Source organism: Mycolicibacterium chitae, from assembly GCF_900637205.1.
Classification (GTDB): Bacteria; Actinomycetota; Actinomycetes; order Mycobacteriales; family Mycobacteriaceae; genus Mycobacterium; species Mycobacterium chitae.
Map to the genome: position 1 here is coordinate 3,229,842 of NZ_LR134355.1, position 19,713 is coordinate 3,249,554.

Here is a 19,713-nt window from a genome sequence, read left to right on the forward strand (position 1 = left end):
CTAGTCGGGGGACTCAGTCGGGCGTGCCGCTGACCCGGGGCGCGGTGACCATCGCCACCAGGAAGTTCTCCAGGTGCTCGCGGGTGATGTCGGGCTCGCCCTGCAGCCAGCCGGTGACGAGGTCGAAGCCCCCGGCGACCAGCGTCAGCGCCGCCAGGTCCAGGTCGGGGTCCAGGGCCTGCTGGCCGGCCAGCAGCGCGCGGCCCTGCTCGGCCATGATCTGCGCCAACGACTTGATCAGGTCGCGCCGCCGGGCGCGCAGACCCTCGGTGGCCTGCGAGCCGATGAGCAGCGGCCCGCGCCGGGGGTCCGCGGTCAGATGCCGCAGACCGGTCCCGATCGCGGCGCGCGCCCGCACCATCGGGTCCGGCGGATTCTGCGCGATCGCGGCCAGCATGACCGTCGAGGCCAGCGCAATCTGCTCGTCGAACAGCGCCAACAGCAATTCGTCTGTGGTGCGGAAGCTTTCGTAGAAGTACCGGTCGTTGAGCCGGGCGGCCGAGCACACCCCGCGGACGGTGATCCCGCCGACGCCGACCTCGCCCACCAACCCGAGCGCCGCGTCCATCAGGGCGGCCCGCCGCTTCGAGCGGCGCTCCCCGGAGGTGGCGCCGCCGTAGGTGCGCGCCCGCGTCGACATGACCTCGATTGTCGCACCCACTACCTTGACCGACCCCCCATTCTGGTGAAGACTGTCACCACATGGGCCCCACTCCCGAGAAGTTGCCGAATCCACCGGCGCTGACGGTATTCCCGTTCAGCCTGTTCATGCGCCTGCTGCCCGGCCAGGACGTGCGCGCGACGGCCCCGCAACGCGAGTCGTTCCGCCGCTTCGCCGACCTCGGCGATCCGCTGGCCGACGACCTCGTCGCGATGATCCAGCGCCTGCCCACCGGGCAGGGCCGGGCGATGTTCGAGACCGCCGTCGAGCAGGGCGTCGACGCGGTGCCGGATCCGCCCGAGGAGCTGGTGGCCTTCTTCGCCTCCGTCGACGACCAGCCGTACTGGCTCGACCACGACAAGCTGGAGTTGGCCGCGCGGGTCACCATGCGCACCGGCGTCGTCGGCATCGGCCTGGCGCTGCCCGGCTTGGCGCTCACCGGCGGGTATCTGGCATCCAAGGCCGACAAGCCCCTAGTGGGCACCGGCGATCTGCAGCGGATGGCGCCGCGGCGGCTCAACGAGACCGCCACCTGGTACATCGACGTGACCTCGCCGGGCGGGCTGGACCGCTTCGCCGACGGCTTCACCGGCACGCTGCGCGTGCGACTGATGCACGCCCTGGTGCGCGCGGCGATGAATCGGCGCGAGGACTGGGACTACGACAACTGGGACGCCCCGGTCAACCAGGTGCAACTGGCGGGCACGCTGATGCTGTTCTCGCTGGCCAACCTCGCCGGCTGCCAGGCCATGGGGATGCGGTTCTCCGATCGCGAGCGCGACGCGGTGTTCCACTTCTGGCGCTACGTGGGACTACTGATGGGCGTGCACCCCGAACTGGTCCCCACCTCGGAGGCCGACACCTGGCGGCTGTTCTGGCTCGAGGCCGACACCGAGTTCGAACCGGACGAGGACTCCTTCCTGCTGGCCCAGGCGCTGCACGCCGACCGCGACGAGGGCTGGGCGACCGAACTGGGACGCGCGTACCTGTCGTCCTACAGCCGACTGATCCTGGGCAAGACCAACGCCGACCGCCTCGGCTTGGTCGACAACAAGGGATTGCAGGCCGCGGTGCTGGCGACCTCGGCGCTCAACCGGGCCTTGGAATATCGCCGCCTGCTGCCCGGAATGACCTGGCTCAGTGAGGAATTGGGGCAGCGGGCCCGCAAGGGACTGGTGTCGCGCGGACTGATGGAGACCGGCGGCGACCGCAGCTACGGCCGCCACGATCAGCTCGCCGCGACGGGATAGCCACCTGCCGTTCACCTGCGGTACCCGAACCGCTCATCTGGGCCCGCCACGCTCAGCGGCGCTGACGCGCGACAACTTGGAGGCTGCAACGTGGCAAGAGCGAAGGTGGGACCGACCCTGGCAGCGATGAGCGCGGTGGCGCTCGTGGCGGCCGCCTGTTCCTCCGGTGAACCGGAACCGGAACCGGACCCGCGACCGGCAGCCCCCCTCGCCACCTCGCCCATCGACTGGAACCTGCCGGCCGCCGAGCGCTATCACCGGCTGGCCACCTACCCCGTCTACCTCAACCGTCCGCCCGCCGAACCCGCCGAGACCGAGACCGTCGCGGAGATCTCGGCGGTCACCGAGGACGGCAACACCGTCATCTACACCGACGCCACCGCCAAGCGGGTGGGATTCGTCGACATCACCGATCCGGCCAACCCAGCGGGCCGGGGCACCCTGTCGCTGGCCGAACTCGGCAACGCCGACGATCAGCCCACCTCGGTGGCCGTGGCCGGCGAGCACCTCATCGTCGTCGTCGACACCACCGGCGGGGATTTCGCCAACCCGTCGGGTCGCATCGACGTGGTGCGCATCGCCGATCGCAGCCGCGTGCACAGCATCGACCTTGGCGGACAACCGGATTCGATCGCGGTCAGCCCCGACGGGTCGTTCGCCGCGATCGCCGTCGAGAACCAGCGCGACGAGGAGTTCACCCCGGACGGGGGCGACGAGGGCGACCTGCCCCAGCCGCCAACAGGATTCGTCACCATCGTCGACCTCGACGGCGCACCGCAGGACTGGTCGGCCCGCAAGGTCGAATTCGACGTCGAGGCTGCCCGCGCGGCCGGCCTGGACACGCCAGCGGACCTCGAACCCGAGTACGTCGCCGTCAACTCGCGCGGCCAGATCGCGGTGACCCTGCAGGAGAACAACGGCATCGCCGTCATCGACGGCCCGACCGGTGAGGTCCGCTCGATCTTCTCCGCCGGCACCCAGTCGGTCGAGGGCATCGACACCGCCGAGGACGGCACCATCGACCAGACCGGCTCCATCACCGACACCCCGCGGGAACCGGACGCGATCGCCTGGGCCGACGACACCCACGTCGCGACCGCCAACGAGGGCGACTGGAAGGGCGGCACCCGCGGCTGGACCGTGTTCGACACCACCACCGGCGAGGTGGTCTGGGACGCGGGTAGCTCGTTCTCCGAACTGGCCGTGCTGACCGGGCTGCACATCGAGAGCCGCGCCGAGGCCAAGGGCCCGGAGCCCGAGGGCCTCGCGGTCACCGAGATCGACGGGCGCCCGGTGGCGCTGGTGGGCTCCGAGCGCAGCAACTTCGTCGCGGTCTACGACATCAGCGACGTCACCGAGCCGGTGTTCCGCCAGGTCCTGCCGGCCACCAACGGCCCCGAAGGGCTGCTGCCGGTCCCCCAGCGCGACCTGTTCGTCATCGCCTCCGAGGCCGACGACGCCGAGGCCCGAATCCGCGCCGCCGTCACCGTTTACGGCTACGGCGAACAGTTCGAGGCCGACGGCGGGGTGCCCCCGTTCCCGTCGATCGTCTCCGGTGCCGTCGACGGCGTGCCGATCGGCTGGGGCGCGCTCGGCGCGCTGAGCGCCGACCCGTCGGACGAGAACCGGCTCTTCACCGCGACCGACGACGCCTACGGGCCCGCACGGGTGCTCGGCGTGGACGTTTCGGTGACGCCGGCGCTGATCGACCGCGAGATTGTCATCACCGACGACGGCGAGCCCGTCACCCTGGACATCGAGGGGCTGGCCGCGCACCCCGACGGCGGGTTCTACCTGGCCGTGGAGGGCTCCGAGGGCGCGGACAACGAACTGGTGCGGGTGGCCGCCGACGGTGCGATCAGCGAGCGGATCGCGCTGCCGGCCGACATCGCCGACGCGTTGGGCAGCCAGGGCCTCGAAGGGGTCGCGGTCGACGGCGACACCGTCTGGGTCGCGCTGCAGCGCGAACTGTCCACCGACCCGGCGGGCATCGCCCGGATCGGCAAGTACACCGCCGAGACCAGTGAATGGCAGTGGTATGGCTACCAACTGGAGACCACCGAGCATCCGGACGACTGGATCGGCCTGTCCGAGATCGTCGTGCACGACGGCGCCCTGCTGCTCGTCGAGCGCGACAAGCTCAATGGCCCGGACGCCCGCGTGAAGGCGCTCTACTCCGTGGCGATCCCCACCGACGCCGGGGTCACCGGCGCCGACGAGCAACCGCAGGTGCTGACCAAGACCTTGGCGCGCGACCTGCTGCCGGATCTGCGCGCCACCAACGGCTGGGTGCAGGAGAAGGTCGAGGGCGCCGCCGTGGCCGGCAACGGGAAGCTGTACGTGGTCACCGACAACGACGGCCTCGATGACGCCTCCGGCGAGACGGTGTTCCTGGAGATGATGGCACCATAGCCGGGTGACCGACGGCGATATCAGCACGAGGCGCCGTTGGTCGATGCTGGTGATCGCGTTGGCCGCGACGCTGTTCGCCAACGTCTTCATCAATGGCACCGCCTTCCTGATCCCGACGCTGCACAGCGAACGCGGGCTGGACTTCGCCCAGGCCGGCCTGATGGTCGCGATGCCCAGCTTCGGGATGGTGGTGACGCTGCTGGCGTGGGGCTACGTGGTGGACCGCATCGGCGAGCGGTTCGTGCTGGCCGCCGGTTCGGCGCTGACCGCGGCCGCCGCCCTGGGGGCCGCGTCAGTCGATTCGCTGCCCGCGGTCGCGGTGTTCCTGTTCCTCGGCGGCATGGCGGCGGCCAGCAGCAACACCGCCAGCGCGCGGGTGGTGGTGGGCTGGTTCCCGCCGCATCAGCGCGGGCTGGTCATGGGCATCCGGCAGACCGCCCAACCGCTCGGGGTGGCGTTGGGCGCCTTGGTGATTCCCCAGCTCGCCGAGTCCCGCGGGGTTTCGGCGGCGTTGCTGTTCCCGGCCGGGGTGTGCGCGCTGGCCGCGGTGATCACCGCCGTCGGGGTGCTCGATCCCCCGCGCCCGCCGCGCGCCGAGGCGCACCACACCGAACTCGCGAACCCCTACCGGGGATCGTCCACGCTGTGGCGGATCCACGTCGTCTCGGTGCTACTGGTCATCCCGCAGTCGCTGGTGTGGACCTTCACCCTGGTGTGGCTGATGGCCGACCGCGGATGGTCGGCAGCCTCGGCGGGCGCCATCGTGACCGTCGCCCAGATCCTCGGCGCCGCAGGGCGAATCGCCGCCGGCCGCTGGTCGGACATCGTCGGCTCGCGGCTGGGCCCGGTCCGCATCATCGCGTTCGCGGCCGGGGTGTCGATGGGACTGCTCGCCCTGACCGATCACCTGGGCTCGTCGTGGGCCATCGCGATCATGATGGTGGCCTCGACCGTGACGGTCTCCGACAACGGCCTGGCGTTCACGGCGATCGCCGAGATCGCCGGGCCGTTCTGGAGTGGACGCGCCCTCGGGATGCAGAACACCGCGCAGTTGTTCACCACCGGGGTGGTGCCGCCCGCCTTCGGCGCACTGATCGGGGTCGCCGGCTTCCCGGTGGCCTTCGCCGTGTGCGCGCTGTTCCCGCTGCTGGCAATGCCTTTGGTGCCGGTCGACGAGGACCCGCTGCGTTAGAGCCGGGCCCGGATCCGCTCGCCGACCTGCGCGGTGGACAGCCTCTCGTCGCCGCGGGTGGCCAGATGCTGCTCGACGGCCTTGTCGACGCGCTCGGCGGCACCCTCCTCGCCGATGTGCGCCAGCAGCAACGCCACCGACATCACCGCGGCGGTCGGATCGGCGATGCCCTGGCCGGCGATGTCCGGCGCGCTGCCGTGCACGGGTTCGAACATCGACGGATTGGCGCCGGTGGCATCGATGTTGCCGCTGGCGGCCAACCCGATTCCGCCGCACACCGCGGCCGCGAGGTCGGTGATGATGTCGCCGAACAGGTTGTCGGTGACGATCACATCGAAGCAGCCCGGATCGGTCACCAGGTGGATGGTGGCGGCGTCGATGTGCTGATAGGCGACCTCGACGTCGGGGTACTCGCGGGCGACCTCGTCGACCACCCGCGCCCACAGGCTGCCGGCGAAGGCCAACACGTTGGTCTTGTGCACCAGCGTCACGTGCTTGCGCCGCCCGGCGGCCCGCGCGAACGCCTCGCGCACCACGCGCTGCACGCCGAACGCGGTGTTGACGCTGACCTCGGTGGCCACCTCGTGCGGCGTGCCGACCCGCAGGGCGCCGCCGTTGCCGGTGTAGGGCCCCTCGGTGCCCTCGCGCACCACCACGAAGTCGATCTCCGGGGCACCCGACAGCGGGCTGCTCACACCGGGATACAGCCGCGACGGGCGCAGGTTCACGTGGTGGTCGAGCGCGAAGCGCAGCTTGAGCAGCAGGCCCCGCTCGAGCACCCCGCTGGGCACCGACGGATCGCCGATGGCGCCGAGCAGGATCGCGTCGTGCTCGCGCAGTTCCTCGATGGTGGCCTCGGTCAACAGCTCCCCGGTGGCGTGATAACGCCGCGCCCCGAGGTCGTAGTCGACCTTCTCCACGCCCGGCAGGACGGCGTCGAGCACCTTGGTCGCCTCGGCGATGACCTCCGGGCCGATGCCGTCACCGGCGATGATTGCCAACTTCATTTACGCCACCCCTTGTTTGCGGACCCAGGTCATGACAGGTCGACCACTTCCAGCGTCGTCGCCTCCACCGCGGACGCGATCGCGGTGCGGACGTCCTCGGGCACGTCGCGGTCGATCCGCAACATGATCGTGGCGCCCACGCCATCGGAATCTTGGCTGAGCTGGGCGGCCTCGATGTTGACGCCGGCCTCGCCGAGCAGCGTGCCGATCTTGCCCAGCGCGCCGGGCTGATCGCTGTAGTTGATGAGCAGGTTCTCGCCCTCGGCGCGCAGATCGAAGTTGCGGCCGTTGATCTGGACGATCTTCTCGACCTGCTGCGGGCCGGACAGGGTGCCGGACACGTTGACCGCCGAGCCGTCGGCGTGCACCGTGCGGACGTCGACGACGCTGCGGTGATTCGGGCTCTCGGTGGCGGTCACCAGATCGGTGGTGACCCCGCGCACCTCGGCCAGCGCCGGCGCGTTGACGAAGGTCACCGGGTCGTCGAGGACCGTGGAGAACAGCCCGCGCAGCGCTGAAAGCTGCAGAATGCCAACATCTTCCGAGGCCAGCTCGCCGCGCACCGCGACGGTCAGGTTGACCACCGGCTCGGCGGCCAGGGTGCCGACCAGCACGCCCAGCTTGCGCACCAGCTCCAGCCAGGGGGCGACCTCTTCGCCGACCGGGCCGCCGGCGACGTTGACCGCGTCGGGCACGAACTCGCCGGCCAGCGCCAACTGCACGCTGGCCGCGACATCGGTACCGGCGCGGTCCTGGGCCTCCTCGGTCGAGGCGCCCAGGTGCGGGGTGACGACCACCTGCGGCAGGTCGAACAGCGGGCTGTCGGTGCACGGCTCGGTGGCGAACACGTCCAGCCCGGCCGCGCGCACCCGGCCGGCGTTGATCGCGTCGGCCAGGGCCTGTTCATCGATCAGGCCGCCGCGGGCGGCGTTGACGATGACCACGCCGGGCTTGACCTTGGTCAGCGCCTCGGTGCCGATCAGGCCGGCGGTCTCCGGGGTCTTGGGCAAGTGCACCGAGATGAAGTCTGCGCGGGCCAGCAGGTCGTCCAGCGGCATCATCTCGATGCCCAGCTGCGCGGCCCGGGCGGGCGGCACGTACGGGTCATACGCGATGATCTCGGTTCCGAACGCCGCCAGCCGCTGGGCCACCAGCTGCCCGATGCGGCCCAGGCCCACCACGCCGACGGTCTTGCCGAAGATCTCGGTGCCGGAGAACGACGAGCGCTTCCAGGTGCGCTCTCGCAGCGTGGCGTCGGCGGCCGGGATCTGCCGCGCGGCGGACAGCATCAGCGCCAGCGCGTGCTCGGCGGCGCTGTGGATGTTGGACGTCGGGGCGTTGACCACCAGGACGCCGCGCGCCGTGGCGGCGTCGACGTCGACGTTGTCCAGGCCGACGCCGGCGCGGGCGACGATCTTGAGCCGGGGCGCCGCGGCCAGCACCTCCTCGTCCACCGTGGTCGCCGAACGCACCAGCAGGGCGTCGGCCTCCGGCACGGCGGCCAGCAGCTTCTCACGGTCCGGACCGTCCACCCAGCGGATTTCGACCTGGTCCCCCAGGGCTTCCACGGTGGATGCGGCCAGCTTGTCGGCAATAAGTACAACGGGCAAACTCACCCGGACAGCCTAATGGGCGGTAATTTCGGAGGCGAGGGCAGGAGCGCCCAGCCAGGAGTCGATATGGACGTCACGGTCGTCGGAAGCGGTCCCAACGGGCTGGCCGCGGCGGTGATCTGCGCGCGAGCCGGGCTTTCGGTGCGGGTCATCGAGGCCCAGCCGACGGCGGGCGGCGGCGCCCGCACCCTGGCCGACCCGGAGTTCCCGGGGGTCTCGCACGACATCTGCTCGGCGGTGCACCCGCTGGCGCTGGCCTCGCCGTTCTTCGCCGAGTTCGACCTGCCCGGCCGGGTGTCGCTGGCCACCCCCGAGGTGTCCTACGCCAACCCGATGCCGGGCCACCCGGCCGCCGTCGGCTATCGCGACCTCGACCGCACCTGCGCCGAACTCGACGACGGGGCCTCGTGGCGGCGGCTGCTGGGCCCGCTGGTCGAGGACTCCGAGAACGTGGTGGCACTCGTGCTCGGCGACAAGAGGTCGATCCCGCCGAGCATCACCGCGGCGCTGAAGATGGCGCCCCGACTGCTGGTCCAGGGCAGCCCGGCCTGGAACACGCTGGCCGGCGAGGACGCCCGCGCGCTGTTCAGTGGTGTTGCGGCACACGCCATTTCGCGGATGCCCTCGATGGTTTCCGCCGGTGCCGGCCTGATGCTGGCCAGCCTGGCCCACGCGGTGGGCTGGCCGATCCCGGTCGGCGGCTCGCAGGCCATCCCCGATGCGCTGCTGGCCGACATGCGCGCCCACGGCGGCGAACTGGTGCTCGGCGAGGAGGTCACCGCCCCGCCGCCCGGCGTGGTGATCTACGACACCGCACCCACCGCACTGCTCGACATCTACGGCGACCGGATGCCCGCCCGGTACGCCCGCACGCTGCGGCGCTACCGGTACGGGCCGGGCGTGGCCAAGGTCGACTTCGTGCTCAGCGGCGAGATTGGTTGGCGTGATTCGCGTTTGGCCGACGCCCCGACGCTGCACATGGGTGGCGAGCGGGCGATGATGGCGCGCGCCGAACGCGATGTCGCCGAGGGCCGGCACGCCGATTGGCCGATGATCCTGGCCGCGCTACCGCACCTGGCGGACCCGGGCCGCATCGACGCGCAGGGCCGCCGGCCGCTGTGGACCTACGTCCACGTGCCCGCCGGTTCGCCGGTCGATCAGGCCGAGACCGTGACGGAGATCTTCGAGCGCTTCGCGCCCGGATTCCGGGACCTGGTGGTCGGGGTGCGCAGCGTGCCCGCCGCGCGCCTGTCGCAGCACAACGCCAACCTGATCGGCGGCGACATCGGGGTGGGCGGGGCCAACCTGTTCAGCGTGGCCACGGGCCCGGCGTTGCGCTGGAACCCCTGGTCGACGCCGATCCCCCGGGCTTACCTGTGTTCCTCGGCCGTGCCGCCCGGCAGCGGTGTGCACGGGATGGCGGGCTATTACGCGGCCCGCACCGTGCTGCGCCGCGAGTTCGGCCTGGACCTGCCCCCACTGACGAGTTCGGCGTGATCTCCCACGCTGTGTGTGGGAGATCACGCCGAAGTCAGGTGTGTCAGGCGGTTTCGGTGATCGGCCGATCCACCCAGCTCATCAGGTCGCGCAGCTTCTTGCCGGTGACCTCCACGGGGTGCTCGGCGTTCTCCTTGCGCAGGGCCTCGAGCTCCTTGTTGCCGCCCTCGACGTTGGCCACCAGGCGCTTGACGAAGGTGCCGTCCTGGATGTCCTTCAGGATGGCGCGCATCCGGTCCTTGGTGCCCTCGTCGATGACGCGCGGGCCGGACAGGTAGCCACCGAACTCCGCGGTGTCGGAGATCGAGTAGTTCATCCGGGCGATGCCGCCCTCGTACATCAGGTCGACGATCAGCTTGAGCTCGTGCAGGACCTCGAAGTAGGCCATCTCGGGCGCGTAACCCGCCTCGACCATGATGTCGAAGCCCGCCTTGACCAGTTCCTCGGTGCCGCCGCAGAGCACGGCCTGCTCGCCGAACAGGTCGGTCTCGGTCTCTTCCTTGAAGTCGGTCTTGATGACGCCGGCGCGGGTGCCACCAATGCCCTTGGCGTAGGACAGCATCAGCGCCTGCCCCTCACCCTTGGGGTCCTGGTGCACGGCGATCAGCGCGGGCACACCCTTGCCGTCGACGAACTGGCGACGCACCAGGTGGCCGGGGCCCTTGGGGGCGACCATGCCGATGGTGACGTTGGCCGGCGGCTTGATCAGGCCGAAGTGGATGTTGAGGCCGTGGCCGAAGAGCAGCGCGTTGCCGTCCTCCAGGTTGGGCTCGATGTCGTTCTTGAAGATCTCAGCCTGCGCGGTGTCGGGCGCCAGCAGCATGATCACGTCGGCCCACTTGGCCACCTCGGCCGGGGTGTCGACCTCGAGGCCCTGCTCGGTGACCTTCTCGCGGGACTTGGAGCCCTCCTTGAGGCCGACCTTCACCTGCACGCCCGAGTCCCGCAGCGACAGCGAATGGGCGTGGCCCTGGCTGCCGTAGCCGATGACGCCGACCTTGCGGCCCTGGATGATCGACAGGTCCGCGTCGTCGTCATAGAACATCTCAACGCTTGTTTGTGCTGCCAACTGCTTTTTCCTATCTATTCTTTGGTGTACGGAAGTGCTATTTCGTCGAGCCGATACCGCGGGGGCCGCGAGCCAGCGACACGACGCCGGACTGCACGATCTCACGGATACCGTACGGCTCGAGCACGCGCAGCAGCGCGCCGATCTTCTCCTGGGTACCGGTGGCCTCGATGGTCAGCGATTCCGTGGAGACGTCAACGACCTTGGCCCGGAACAGGTTGACGGCCTCGATCACCTGGCTGCGGGTGCCGGCATCGGCGCGCACCTTGATCAGCGCCAGCTCCCGCGAGACGGACTGCTCCTCGTCCTGCTCGACGATCTTGATGACGTTGATCAGCTTGTTGAGCTGCTTGGTGATCTGTTCGAGCGGGAAGTCCTCGACCGAGACGACGATGGTCATCCGCGACATGTTCTTCTGCTCGGTCGGGCCGACCGCCAGCGACTTGATGTTGAACCCGCGCCGGGAGAACAGCGACGACACCCGGGCCAGCACGCCCGGCTTGTCCTCGACGAGCACCGACAGCGTGTGCGTGGACACTCCAGTTGCGCTCATCAGACCTGATCCTCGTTGTCGAACAGCGGGCGGATGTCGCGGGCGGCCATGATCTCGTCGTTGCCGGTGCCGGCCGCGACCATGGGCCACACCTGCGCGTCGGCGCCGACGACGAAGTCGATCACGACGGGCCGGTCGTTGATGGCGCGGGCCGCCTTGATGACGTCCTCGACGTCTTCGGCTCGCTCACAACGCAATCCGACGCAACCCAGCGCCTCGGCCAGCTTGACGAAGTCCGGGATGCGCTGGCTGTGCGTGGCCAGGTCGGTCTGGCTGTAGCGCTCGCCGTAGAACAGCGTCTGCCACTGCCGCACCATGCCCAGGTTGCCGTTGTTGATCAGCGCGACCTTGATGGGCGCACCCTCGATGGCGCACGTCGCCAGTTCCTGGTTGGTCATCTGGAAGCAGCCGTCGCCGTCGATGGCCCAGACCTCGGCCTCGGGCCGGGCCATCTTGGCGCCCATGGCCGCGGGGATGGCGAAGCCCATGGTGCCCAGACCGCCGGAATTCAGCCAGGTGCGCGGCTTTTCGTAGGAGATGAACTGCGCGGCCCACATCTGGTGCTGGCCGACCCCGGCGACGTACACCGCATCCGAGCCGGCGATCTCGCCGAGCTTCTCGATGACGTACTCCGGGCTCAGGCTGCCGTCGCTCTGCGGGCCGTAGCTCAGCGGGTAGGTCGACCGGACCCCGACCAGGTACTCCCACCACTGATCCATCTTGATGTTGCCGGGCACGTCGTCGCGACGCAGCGCCGCGATCAGATCCGTGATGACAGCCTTGGCATCGCCCACGATCGGCACGTCGGCGTGGCGGTTCTTGCCGATCTCGGCCGGGTCGATGTCGGCGTGGATCACCTTGGCTTCCGGCGCGAACGAGTCCAGCTGACCGGTGACCCGGTCGTCGAACCGGGTGCCCAGCGCGATCAGCAGGTCGCTGCGCTGCAGGCCGGCCACCGCGGCCACCGTGCCGTGCATCCCGGGCATGCCCAGGTGCTGCGGATGGCTGTCGGGGAACGCGCCGCGGGCCATCAGCGTGGTCACCACCGGGATGCCGGTCAGCTCGGCCAACTCCAGCAGTTCGGCGCTGGCCTCACCGCGGATGATCCCGCCGCCCACGTACAGCACGGGCTTGCGGGCCGCGGCGATCAGCTTGGCGGCCTCCCGGATCTGCCGGCTGTGCGGCTTGGTGTTGGGCTTGTAGCCGGGCAGATCGGTCTCCGGCGGCCAGCTGAAGGTGCACTGCCCCTGCAGGACGTCCTTCGGGATGTCCACCAGCACCGCGCCGGGGCGGCCCGACTTCGCGATGTGGAACGCCTCGGCGATCACCCGGGGGATGTCGTCGCCGGTGCGCACCAGGAAGTTGTGCTTGGTGATCGGCATGGTGATGCCGGAGATGTCCGCCTCCTGGAAGGCGTCGGTGCCGATCAGGCCGCGACCGACCTGCCCGGTGATGGCCACCACTGGGATGGAGTCCATCTGCGCGTCGGCCAGCGGCGTGACCAGGTTGGTCGCACCTGGCCCGGAGGTCGCCATCATGACGCCGACCTTGCCGGTGGCATGCGCATAACCGCTGGCCGCGTGGCCGGCGCCCTGCTCGTGGCGCACCAGCACGTGGCGCAGTTTCTGGGAATCGAAGAGCGGGTCGTAGACCGGCAGGACCGCGCCGCCCGGGATGCCGAAGATGGTGTCGACGCCCATCTCCTCCAGCGAACGCACCACCGACTGGGCGCCGGTCAGCTGCTGCGGTGGGACCCGATGGCCCGACCCGGAGGGGTTGTCGTTCGCGGGCTTGGCTGCGGTCACCGATGCGGGTGGTCGCGTGGTGGGTGCGCTCACGATGTGTCCTTGCTCGTGTTCTGGGATGTCTTGTCGGTTGGGCGGTGCTTTGAGCAAACAAAAAACCCCCGGTCAGCTGCTGCTGCACGAGGGTTGCGCGTCGATGCTCGTAGGCTCGGCCTGATCGTGGCCTCGCTAGACCTTACGCGGCACCAACGCGCCGGCTTACTACTACGAGAATCTCGCGGGTGGTCATAGCCCACGACGGTAGCCCTCGTCGGCGGTCCGCGTCAAATTGTTTGACCTGCGCGGACAGCAGTCCCAGCCGCGGTGCAAGATGGCGGCATGGCTGCCGCACCCGAAGCTCGAGTGGTGATCCGGATGTCGCCGATGGCCCACGTGGCCGTCGCGCTGGTGGCGTTCACCATGCTGCTGCCCGTCCTCGCGCTGCCCTGGCTGACGCCCATGCTGCTCATCCCGGTGCTGGCCTCGGTGGCCATCGTCCGGCTGCGGACGGTGGCAAACCGGGACACGGTGACCGCGCGGTCGCTGCTGAAGACCACCACGGTGGGCTGGGACAAGGTCAAGGGGCTCAAGTTCGTCAAGGGTTCCTGGGCCCGCGCGGAACTCACCGACGGGACCGAACTGTCGCTGCCGGCGGTGTCGTTCTCCACGCTGCCGCAGCTGGCCGAGGCCAGCGGCGGACGGGTGCCCAACCCGTACGTCTGACGCGCCCGGCTCAGCCCAGCGGATTGGTGCCGTTGAGCAGCACCCACACCGCGATGCCGCCGCCGACGCCGAGCAACAGCGCCACGAACGAGCCGATGAACGGCCGACGCGCCCAGCCGCGGCCCGCGTCGAAGCCGTACCGGCCGGGGCCGATGAGGATGATCGCGGCGGCCACCATGATCAGGGTCAATTCGAACTCGTGGCCCTCGGGCAGGAAGAACTCGAAGCGCCCGGAGTCCTGCTGGCTCATAACCCCGGCCAGCAGCCCGTTGATCAGGTAGGCCAGTGCGGCCGCGGCGGCCAGCGGGGTGAACAGGCCGAGCACCAGCAGCAGTCCGGCGACGATCTCGGTGCCCGCGGCCACATAGGTCAGCAGCTCGGCGTGTCGGTAGCCCAGATCGGCGAGCCCGTCACCGAAGCTGCCCAGGCCCGATCCGCCCCACCAGCCGAATGCCTTCTGCAGGCCATGCACGATCAGCAGCGCACCGAAACCGGCACGCAACAGCAGCAGACCCAGGTCCTGGGTGCCGCGGCGGCCCGCGCGGCGCACCGCGTCGTAGTCCTCCGGTTCGATGGCCGCGGGTCCGACCGTCGGCGGGCGGTCATCGTGCGGCGCCACGTACGGCAGCGGCTCCGGATCGTTGAGCAGCCCGTATCCCGTCGTCGACGGCGTCGATCCGTACTGTGGGATTGCGGTGGTCTCGAAATCTCCGCCGTAGCCGTCCGACGGCATGTCGTCCTCGGGGTCGACCAGGCTGGCCGTGCTGGGCCGCGAGGAACCGGTCCCGGACGACGACGAATCGCCCGGCCGTTGCCAGCTTGGATCATGCGATGGACTCGTCACGCCTGCCAGGGTAAGTGCAACCCATCCCAGATCCTGGTATTTGCGGCCCGCTTTTGCCCACCTATATCGGATGGTGATGTAACCGCGCCGCCCGGACGCCGTGGCGGGCACCGCGGGGCGATCCGTAACCTGGCTGCATGCAGATCCGCCGTCGGGTGCCGCGCGCGCTGACCACAACGTGTGCGGTGCTGTTCCTGGTCGCGGCGGCGGGCACCGGGTGCGCGCGCTTCGACGATGCGATGTCGCAGCCGTTCACCACCGAACCGGAGCGCAAGCCGCCGACCACGTCGACCACCCCGCCCCCGCCCCCGCTGCCGGGCAAGCCGTTCCCGAAGGCCTGCCCCGCCACCGGGGTGATGCAGGGCTGCCTGGAGAGCACCAGCGGGCTGATCATGGGTCCGGACGGCAAGACGGCCCTGGTCGCCGAGCGCACCACCGGGGCCATCAAGGAAGTCGCGATCGCCGCCGAACCCAAGGTGATGGCCACCATCCCGGTCGACGGTTCCGGTGACGGCGGGCTGTTGGACATCGTCAAGTCGCCGACCTACGCCCAGGACCGGTTGATGTACGCCTACATCAGCACTCCCACCGACAACCGGGTGGTGCGTATCGCCGACGGCGACGTCCCCAAGGATCTGCTCACCGGAATTCCGAAGGGCCCCACCAACAATGCCGGGGCGTTGATCTTCACCAGCCCCACCACGCTGGTGGTGCAGACCGGCGACGCCGGCGATCCCGGCGCGGCCGCCGACCCGGGCTCGCTGGCCGGCAAGCTGCTGCGCATCGAACAGCCGACGACGGTCGGGCAGGCCCCGCTGACCACGGCCCTGTCGGGGCTCGGCGGCGCGGGCGGGCTGTGCACCGATCCGGCCGACGGCTCGCTCTACATCACCGACCGCACCCCCACCGCCGATCGGCTGCAGCGCATCACCAAGGACTCCAAGACCTCCACGGTGTGGACCTGGCCCGACAAGCCCGGCGTGGCCGGCTGCGCGGCGCTGGACGGCACCGTGCTGGTGAACCTGGTCGACACCAAGCAAACCGTCGCGGTCCGGTTGGCCCCCGACACCGGCGCGGTCACCGGGGATCCCGAGGTGGTCCGCGACGGTCAGCACGGTCACGCCTGGGCGGTGCGGCTCTCGCCCGACGGCAACGTGTGGGGCGCGACGGTCAACCGGAGCGTCGGGGACCCCGACAAGCTCGACGACGTGGTGTTCCCGCTGTTCCCCGAGGGCGGCTTCCCGCGCAACGAGGCCGACATCACCTGATCAGCCCTGGCCGCAGGCGGCCATCACCAGTTCGCGCACCCGCGCGGCGTCGGCCTGGCCCTTGGTGGCCTTCATCACCGCGCCGACGATGGCGCCGGCGGCCTGCACCTTGCCGCCCTTGATCTTCTCGACGACATCGGGATTGGCGGCCAGCGCCTCGTCCACCGCGGCCTGGATCAACCCGTCGTCGCGGACCAGCGCCAGCCCGCGGGCCGTCATCACGGCCTCGGGCTCGCCCTCGCCGGCCAGCACGCCCTCGATCACCTGCCGGGCCAGCTTGTTGGACAGCTTGCCGTCCTCGACCAGCTTGACCACCGCCGCGACCTGCTCGGGGGTGATGGCCAGGGCGTCGAGTTCCACGCCGGCCTCGTTGGCCTTCTGCACCAGGAAGTTGCCCCACCAGGCGCGGGCGGCCTCGCTGGGCGCGCCGGCCGCCACGGTCGCCGTCACCAACTCGACGGCACCGGCGTTGACCAGGTCACGCATCACCTCGTCGGAGATGCCCCAGTCCTCCTGGATCCGCTTGCGCGCCAACCACGGCAGCTCGCCGATGGTGCCGCGCAGCCGCTCGATGAGCTCCTCGCTGGGCGCGACGGGTTCCAGATCGGGTTCCGGGAAGTATCGGTAGTCCTCGGCGGTCTCCTTGGTGCGTCCCGACGAGGTGTAGCCGTCCTCGTGGAAGTGCCGGGTCTCCTGGGTGACGGTGCCGCCGGCCTCGAGGACCGCCGCCTGCCGGCGCATCTCGTAACGCACCGCGACCTCGACACTCTTGAGCGAGTTGACGTTCTTGGTCTCGGTGCGGGTGCCGAATTCCTTGGCGCCCTTGGGCTTCAACGACACGTTGGAGTCGCAGCGCATCGAGCCCTGGTCCATCCGGACGTCGGAGACGCCGAGCGAGCGCAGCAGGTCGCGCAGCGCGGTCACATACGCGCGGGCGATCTCGGGCGCGCGCTCACCGGTGCCCTCGATGGGCTTGGTGACGATCTCGATCAGGGGGACGCCGGCGCGGTTGAAGTCCGCCAGCGAGGTGGTCGCCCCGGCGATGCGGCCGGTGTCGCTGCCCAGGTGGGTCAGCTTGCCGGTGTCCTCCTCCATGTGGGCGCGTTCGATCTCGATGCGCCAGGTGGTCCCGTCGTCCAGCGGCACGTCGAGGTAACCGTTGATCGCGATCGGCTCGTCGTACTGGGAGATCTGGTAGTTCTTCGGCTGGTCCGGATAGAAGTAGTTCTTCCGGGCGAACCGACCCCACGGCGCGATCTGACAGTTCAGCGCCAACCCGATACGGATCGCCGATTCGACCGCCGACTGGTTGAGCACCGGCAGCGCCCCCGGCAGGCCGAGGCACACCGGGCACACCAGCGTGTTGGGTTCGGCGCCGAACCGGTTGGCGCAGCCGCAGAACATCTTGGTGGCCGTCGAGAGTTCGACGTGCACCTCCATGCCCATCACGGGGTCGAAGCGAGCCAGCACATCGTCGTAGTCGAGCAACTCGGCTTCGGCCGTGGGAGTCCGCGCAGCAGTCATGGCCGCGATCTTAGTTGTCAGCGCTCGGCCAGCCTCGGGTGCACTCCGGGACTCATGCCGAGTCCCGTCGACACCCGCTGGAGGAGGTGCCGCAGCGCGTCGCGCTCCTGCCCGGTCAGCATCGCGGTGATCGTTTCCTCCTGCAGGCGCCCCTGCGCGTCGAGCGCGGGCAGCAACTCGCGGGCCTTGTCGGTCAACCTGATCGCGAACGCGCGCCGATCCTGCGCGTGCGGTGTTCGCTTCACCAGCCCCTGGCTCTCGAGCTTGTCGACCACCGCGACCATGGCGTTGCGGTGAATCCCCAGCAGGGTCGCGAGCTGGCGTTGCGACTGCCCGTCATCGGCGGACAGGGCGGTCAACACCGCGAAGGTGCGTGGGCCCACACCGAAGGGCTCCAGCCGCACGACGAAGTCGTCGGCGATGTGAACGCCCAGCTGGGAGAGCAGGAACGGGATCCGCTGGTGCAGGCCTGCGATTCCGGGTGAAGGCTCGGTCACCGGAACGACACTAGCACCGCGCAAGATTATCACCTAACGTGATAATCACATGTATGGATCAATTGGAGGACCGCTCATGCGCATCACGATCTTCGGGGCCAACGGGCCCACCGGCAGGCTGCTCACCCGGCAGGCGCTCGACGGCGGGCACACCGCTGTGGCGGTCACCCGCAGACCCGACGACTTCCCGCTCACCGATCCCGCGCTGACGGTCGTCGACGCCGACGTCCGTCAGACCACGACGCACGCCCTGGACGACGCGGTGGCCGGCGCCGACGCCGTGCTCTCGACGCTGGGCGTGCCGTTCAGCCGGCATCGGATCGACACGTACTCGACCGGCGCGGCGAACATCGTCGCGGCGATGCACCGCACCGGCGTGCGACGCCTTGTGGTGGTGAGTTCCACCGCCGTCGACCACTACCCCGGCCGCACCAACGCGCCGGTCCTGCTGCGGTTTCTCGAACCGGTGCTCAAACGCACCGCCGGCAAGAGCACCTACGACGATCAGCGCCGCATGGAGGACATCGTGCGCGTCAGCGGCCTGGACTGGACCATCGTGCGGCCATCCGGACTCTTCGAGCTACCGTTTGTCACCGATTACGTTGCGGGACAGGTAGATCCGGAGGGCGCATTTACCTCACGCACCGATCTGGCGCACTATCTGCTGACGCTGGCGGCCGCCCCCGGCCCCCGCGCCACCGTCACCGTCTCCACCGTCGAGCACGCCCCGACCATGTGGCAGACGGTGAAACGGGAGGCGTTCAAGAATGCGTGATCAACCGAAGAACGCGGCCGCATCGTCGTAGCGGCTCTGCGGCACCAGCTTCAGGTGCGCGGTGGCCTCGGCCAACGGCACGCGCCCGATGTTCTCGCCGCGCAGCGACACCATCATCCCGTACTCGCCGGCGTGCGCGGCGTCGGCGGCATTCACGCCGAACCGGGTCGCCAGCACGCGGTCGTACGCGGTGGGCTTGCCGCCGCGCTGCACGTGGCCGAGCACCGTGACCCGGACTTCCTTCTTGATGCGTTTCTCGACCTCGAGGCCCAGCTGCTGGGCAACGCCGGTGAACCGCTCGTGGCCGAACTCGTCGGTCCCGCCCTGGCGCAGCGCCATGGTGCCCTCGGCGGGCTTGGCGCCCTCGGCCACCACACAGATGAAGTGGGAATCGCCCCGCACGAAGCGCGCCTTGATCAGCCGGCACACCTCTTCGACGTCGAAGGGCTGCTCGGGGATCAGGATCATGTGCGCACCCGAGGCCAGTCCCGAGTTCAGGGCGATCCAGCCGGCGTGGCGGCCCATCACCTCGACCAGCATGACCCGCTGGTGCGACTCGGCCGTGCTGTGCAGCCGGTCGATGGCATCGGTGGCGATCATCAGCGCCGTGTCGTGGCCGAATGTCACGTCGGTGCAATCGATGTCGTTGTCGATGGTCTTGGGCACCCCGACCACCGGGACGCCCTCCTCGGACAACCAGTTGGCGGCAGTCAGTGTGCCCTCGCCACCGATCGGGATCAGCACGTCGATCCCGTTGTCGTCGAGGGTCTGCTTGATCTGGTCGAGTCCCGCGCGCAGCTTCTCGGGGTTGACCCGCGCGGTGCCCAGCATGGTGCCGCCCTTGGCCAGCAGCCGGTCGTTACGGTCGTCGTTGACCAGTTGCACGCGGCGATCCTCCAGCAGGCCGCGCCAGCCGTCCTGGAAGCCGACCACCGTGGAGCCGTACCGGGCGTCGCAGGTGCGCACCACCGCCCTGATGACCGCGTTGAGCCCTGGACAGTCGCCGCCTCCGGTGAGCACTCCGATCCGCATGGGCTCCATCTA

Annotated in this window: 17 protein-coding genes; 7 read left to right on the forward strand and 10 right to left on the reverse strand. The window is 69.9% G+C overall.

The genetic code is table 11. The features are described 5' to 3' along the window. Positions 1–13: 13 nt before the first annotated feature. The gene (locus tag EL338_RS15340; protein WP_126334528.1) at positions 14–640 is read right to left on the reverse strand and encodes a TetR/AcrR family transcriptional regulator; all 627 of its coding nucleotides are present in this window, start codon (positions 638–640) and stop codon (positions 14–16) included. Positions 641–702: 62 nt separating this feature from the next. Between EL338_RS15340 and EL338_RS15345 the strand changes: the two genes are divergently transcribed. The 3 genes from EL338_RS15345 (at position 703) to EL338_RS15355 (ending at position 5,515) form a co-directional block, all read left to right on the forward strand. Further along, positions 703–1,911, forward strand: a complete 1,209-nt coding sequence (locus tag EL338_RS15345) for an oxygenase MpaB family protein (protein WP_126334529.1) — start codon at positions 703–705, stop codon at positions 1,909–1,911. A gap of 126 nt (positions 1,912–2,037) precedes the next feature. Next, positions 2,038–4,323: an esterase-like activity of phytase family protein gene (locus tag EL338_RS15350; protein ID WP_126334530.1), complete on the forward strand. Its 2,286-nt coding sequence runs from the start codon at positions 2,038–2,040 to the stop codon at positions 4,321–4,323. A 43-nt stretch (positions 4,324–4,366) separates the two neighbouring features. Beyond that, the gene (locus EL338_RS15355) at positions 4,367–5,515 is read left to right on the forward strand and encodes an MFS transporter (protein ID WP_126336892.1); all 1,149 of its coding nucleotides are present in this window, start codon (positions 4,367–4,369) and stop codon (positions 5,513–5,515) included. Here the strand turns inward: EL338_RS15355 and EL338_RS15360 are convergent. Together EL338_RS15360 and serA are read right to left on the reverse strand one after the other, a co-directional pair. Continuing rightward, entirely contained in the window at positions 5,512–6,522 is a 1,011-nt protein-coding gene (locus EL338_RS15360; RefSeq protein ID WP_126334531.1) for a 3-isopropylmalate dehydrogenase, read from the reverse strand. The two genes, EL338_RS15355 and EL338_RS15360, sit on opposite strands and share 4 nt — an antisense overlap. Before the next feature lie 29 nt (positions 6,523–6,551). Next, positions 6,552–8,138 carry a phosphoglycerate dehydrogenase gene (gene serA, locus EL338_RS15365; protein WP_126334532.1) on the reverse strand — a complete coding sequence of 529 codons (1,587 nt, stop codon included), beginning with the start codon at positions 8,136–8,138 and terminating at the stop codon, positions 6,552–6,554. A gap of 63 nt (positions 8,139–8,201) precedes the next feature. Here serA and EL338_RS15370 point away from each other — a divergent pair, with 63 nt between their 5' ends. Continuing rightward, positions 8,202–9,632 (forward strand): phytoene desaturase family protein, encoded by a 1,431-nt coding sequence (locus EL338_RS15370; RefSeq protein ID WP_126334533.1) that lies wholly within the window; start codon positions 8,202–8,204, stop codon positions 9,630–9,632. A gap of 43 nt (positions 9,633–9,675) precedes the next feature. Here EL338_RS15370 and ilvC read toward each other — a convergent pair whose 3' ends face one another. The 3 genes from ilvC to EL338_RS15385 all read right to left on the reverse strand — a co-directional run bounded on the left by ilvC (position 9,676) and on the right by EL338_RS15385 (position 13,092). Next, positions 9,676–10,677 (reverse strand): ketol-acid reductoisomerase, encoded by a 1,002-nt coding sequence (gene ilvC / locus EL338_RS15375; protein ID WP_126336893.1) that lies wholly within the window; start codon positions 10,675–10,677, stop codon positions 9,676–9,678. Positions 10,678–10,738: 61 nt separating this feature from the next. Further along, positions 10,739–11,254, reverse strand: a complete 516-nt coding sequence (gene ilvN, locus EL338_RS15380; RefSeq protein WP_126334534.1) for an acetolactate synthase small subunit — start codon at positions 11,252–11,254, stop codon at positions 10,739–10,741. Continuing rightward, positions 11,254–13,092 (reverse strand): acetolactate synthase large subunit, encoded by a 1,839-nt coding sequence (locus EL338_RS15385; RefSeq protein ID WP_126334535.1) that lies wholly within the window; start codon positions 13,090–13,092, stop codon positions 11,254–11,256. The genes ilvN and EL338_RS15385 overlap by 1 nt, the downstream gene beginning before the upstream one ends. A gap of 285 nt (positions 13,093–13,377) precedes the next feature. Here EL338_RS15385 and EL338_RS15390 point away from each other — a divergent pair, with 285 nt between their 5' ends. Next, positions 13,378–13,761, forward strand: a complete 384-nt coding sequence (locus EL338_RS15390) for a PH domain-containing protein (protein ID WP_126334536.1) — start codon at positions 13,378–13,380, stop codon at positions 13,759–13,761. 10 nt (positions 13,762–13,771) lie between these two features. Here EL338_RS15390 and EL338_RS15395 read toward each other — a convergent pair whose 3' ends face one another. Continuing rightward, positions 13,772–14,605, reverse strand: coding sequence for a DoxX family protein (locus EL338_RS15395; protein WP_126334537.1), 834 nt, complete (start codon positions 14,603–14,605; stop codon positions 13,772–13,774). A gap of 137 nt (positions 14,606–14,742) precedes the next feature. On the opposite strand from EL338_RS15395, the gene EL338_RS15400 reads away from it, so the two are divergent. Further along, entirely contained in the window at positions 14,743–15,873 is a 1,131-nt protein-coding gene (locus tag EL338_RS15400; protein WP_126334538.1) for a PQQ-dependent sugar dehydrogenase, read from the forward strand. Here the strand turns inward: EL338_RS15400 and gatB are convergent, their stop codons facing one another. Together gatB and EL338_RS15410 are read right to left on the reverse strand one after the other, a co-directional pair. After that, the gene (gatB, locus tag EL338_RS15405) at positions 15,874–17,397 is read right to left on the reverse strand and encodes an Asp-tRNA(Asn)/Glu-tRNA(Gln) amidotransferase subunit GatB (RefSeq protein WP_126334539.1); all 1,524 of its coding nucleotides are present in this window, start codon (positions 17,395–17,397) and stop codon (positions 15,874–15,876) included. 17 nt (positions 17,398–17,414) lie between these two features. Then, on the reverse strand, positions 17,415–17,894 hold the full coding sequence (locus EL338_RS15410) for a MarR family winged helix-turn-helix transcriptional regulator (RefSeq protein WP_126334540.1): 480 nt from the start codon (positions 17,892–17,894) through the stop codon (positions 17,415–17,417). 76 nt (positions 17,895–17,970) lie between these two features. Between EL338_RS15410 and EL338_RS15415 the strand changes: the two genes are divergently transcribed. Next, the gene (locus EL338_RS15415; protein ID WP_126334541.1) at positions 17,971–18,669 is read left to right on the forward strand and encodes an NAD(P)-dependent oxidoreductase; all 699 of its coding nucleotides are present in this window, start codon (positions 17,971–17,973) and stop codon (positions 18,667–18,669) included. Here the strand turns inward: EL338_RS15415 and EL338_RS15420 are convergent, their stop codons facing one another. Next, complete coding sequence (locus tag EL338_RS15420) at positions 18,670–19,701, reverse strand: ATP-dependent 6-phosphofructokinase (protein WP_126334542.1); 1,032 nt, start codon at positions 19,699–19,701, stop codon at positions 18,670–18,672. Between the last annotated feature and the right edge of the window lie 12 nt (positions 19,702–19,713).

Excerpts from the sequence above, each read along its gene's own strand:
- EL338_RS15340 (WP_126334528.1), bottom strand. The coding sequence starts at position 640 with ATGTCGACGCGGGCGCGCACCTACGGCGGCGCCACCTCCGGGGAGCGC.
- EL338_RS15345 (WP_126334529.1), top strand. The coding sequence starts at position 703 with ATGGGCCCCACTCCCGAGAAGTTGCCGAATCCACCGGCGCTGACGGTA.
- EL338_RS15350 (WP_126334530.1), top strand. The coding sequence starts at position 2,038 with ATGAGCGCGGTGGCGCTCGTGGCGGCCGCCTGTTCCTCCGGTGAACCG.
- EL338_RS15355 (WP_126336892.1), top strand. The coding sequence starts at position 4,367 with ATGCTGGTGATCGCGTTGGCCGCGACGCTGTTCGCCAACGTCTTCATC.
- EL338_RS15360 (WP_126334531.1), bottom strand. The coding sequence starts at position 6,522 with ATGAAGTTGGCAATCATCGCCGGTGACGGCATCGGCCCGGAGGTCATC.
- EL338_RS15370 (WP_126334533.1), top strand. The coding sequence starts at position 8,202 with ATGGACGTCACGGTCGTCGGAAGCGGTCCCAACGGGCTGGCCGCGGCG.
- ilvC (WP_126336893.1), bottom strand. The coding sequence starts at position 10,677 with ATGTTCTATGACGACGACGCGGACCTGTCGATCATCCAGGGCCGCAAG.
- ilvN (WP_126334534.1), bottom strand. The coding sequence starts at position 11,254 with ATGAGCGCAACTGGAGTGTCCACGCACACGCTGTCGGTGCTCGTCGAG.
- EL338_RS15390 (WP_126334536.1), top strand. The coding sequence starts at position 13,378 with ATGGCTGCCGCACCCGAAGCTCGAGTGGTGATCCGGATGTCGCCGATG.
- EL338_RS15400 (WP_126334538.1), top strand. The coding sequence starts at position 14,743 with ATGCAGATCCGCCGTCGGGTGCCGCGCGCGCTGACCACAACGTGTGCG.
- gatB (WP_126334539.1), bottom strand. The coding sequence starts at position 17,397 with ATGACTGCTGCGCGGACTCCCACGGCCGAAGCCGAGTTGCTCGACTAC.
- EL338_RS15415 (WP_126334541.1), top strand. The coding sequence starts at position 17,971 with ATGCGCATCACGATCTTCGGGGCCAACGGGCCCACCGGCAGGCTGCTC.
- EL338_RS15420 (WP_126334542.1), bottom strand. The coding sequence starts at position 19,701 with ATGCGGATCGGAGTGCTCACCGGAGGCGGCGACTGTCCAGGGCTCAAC.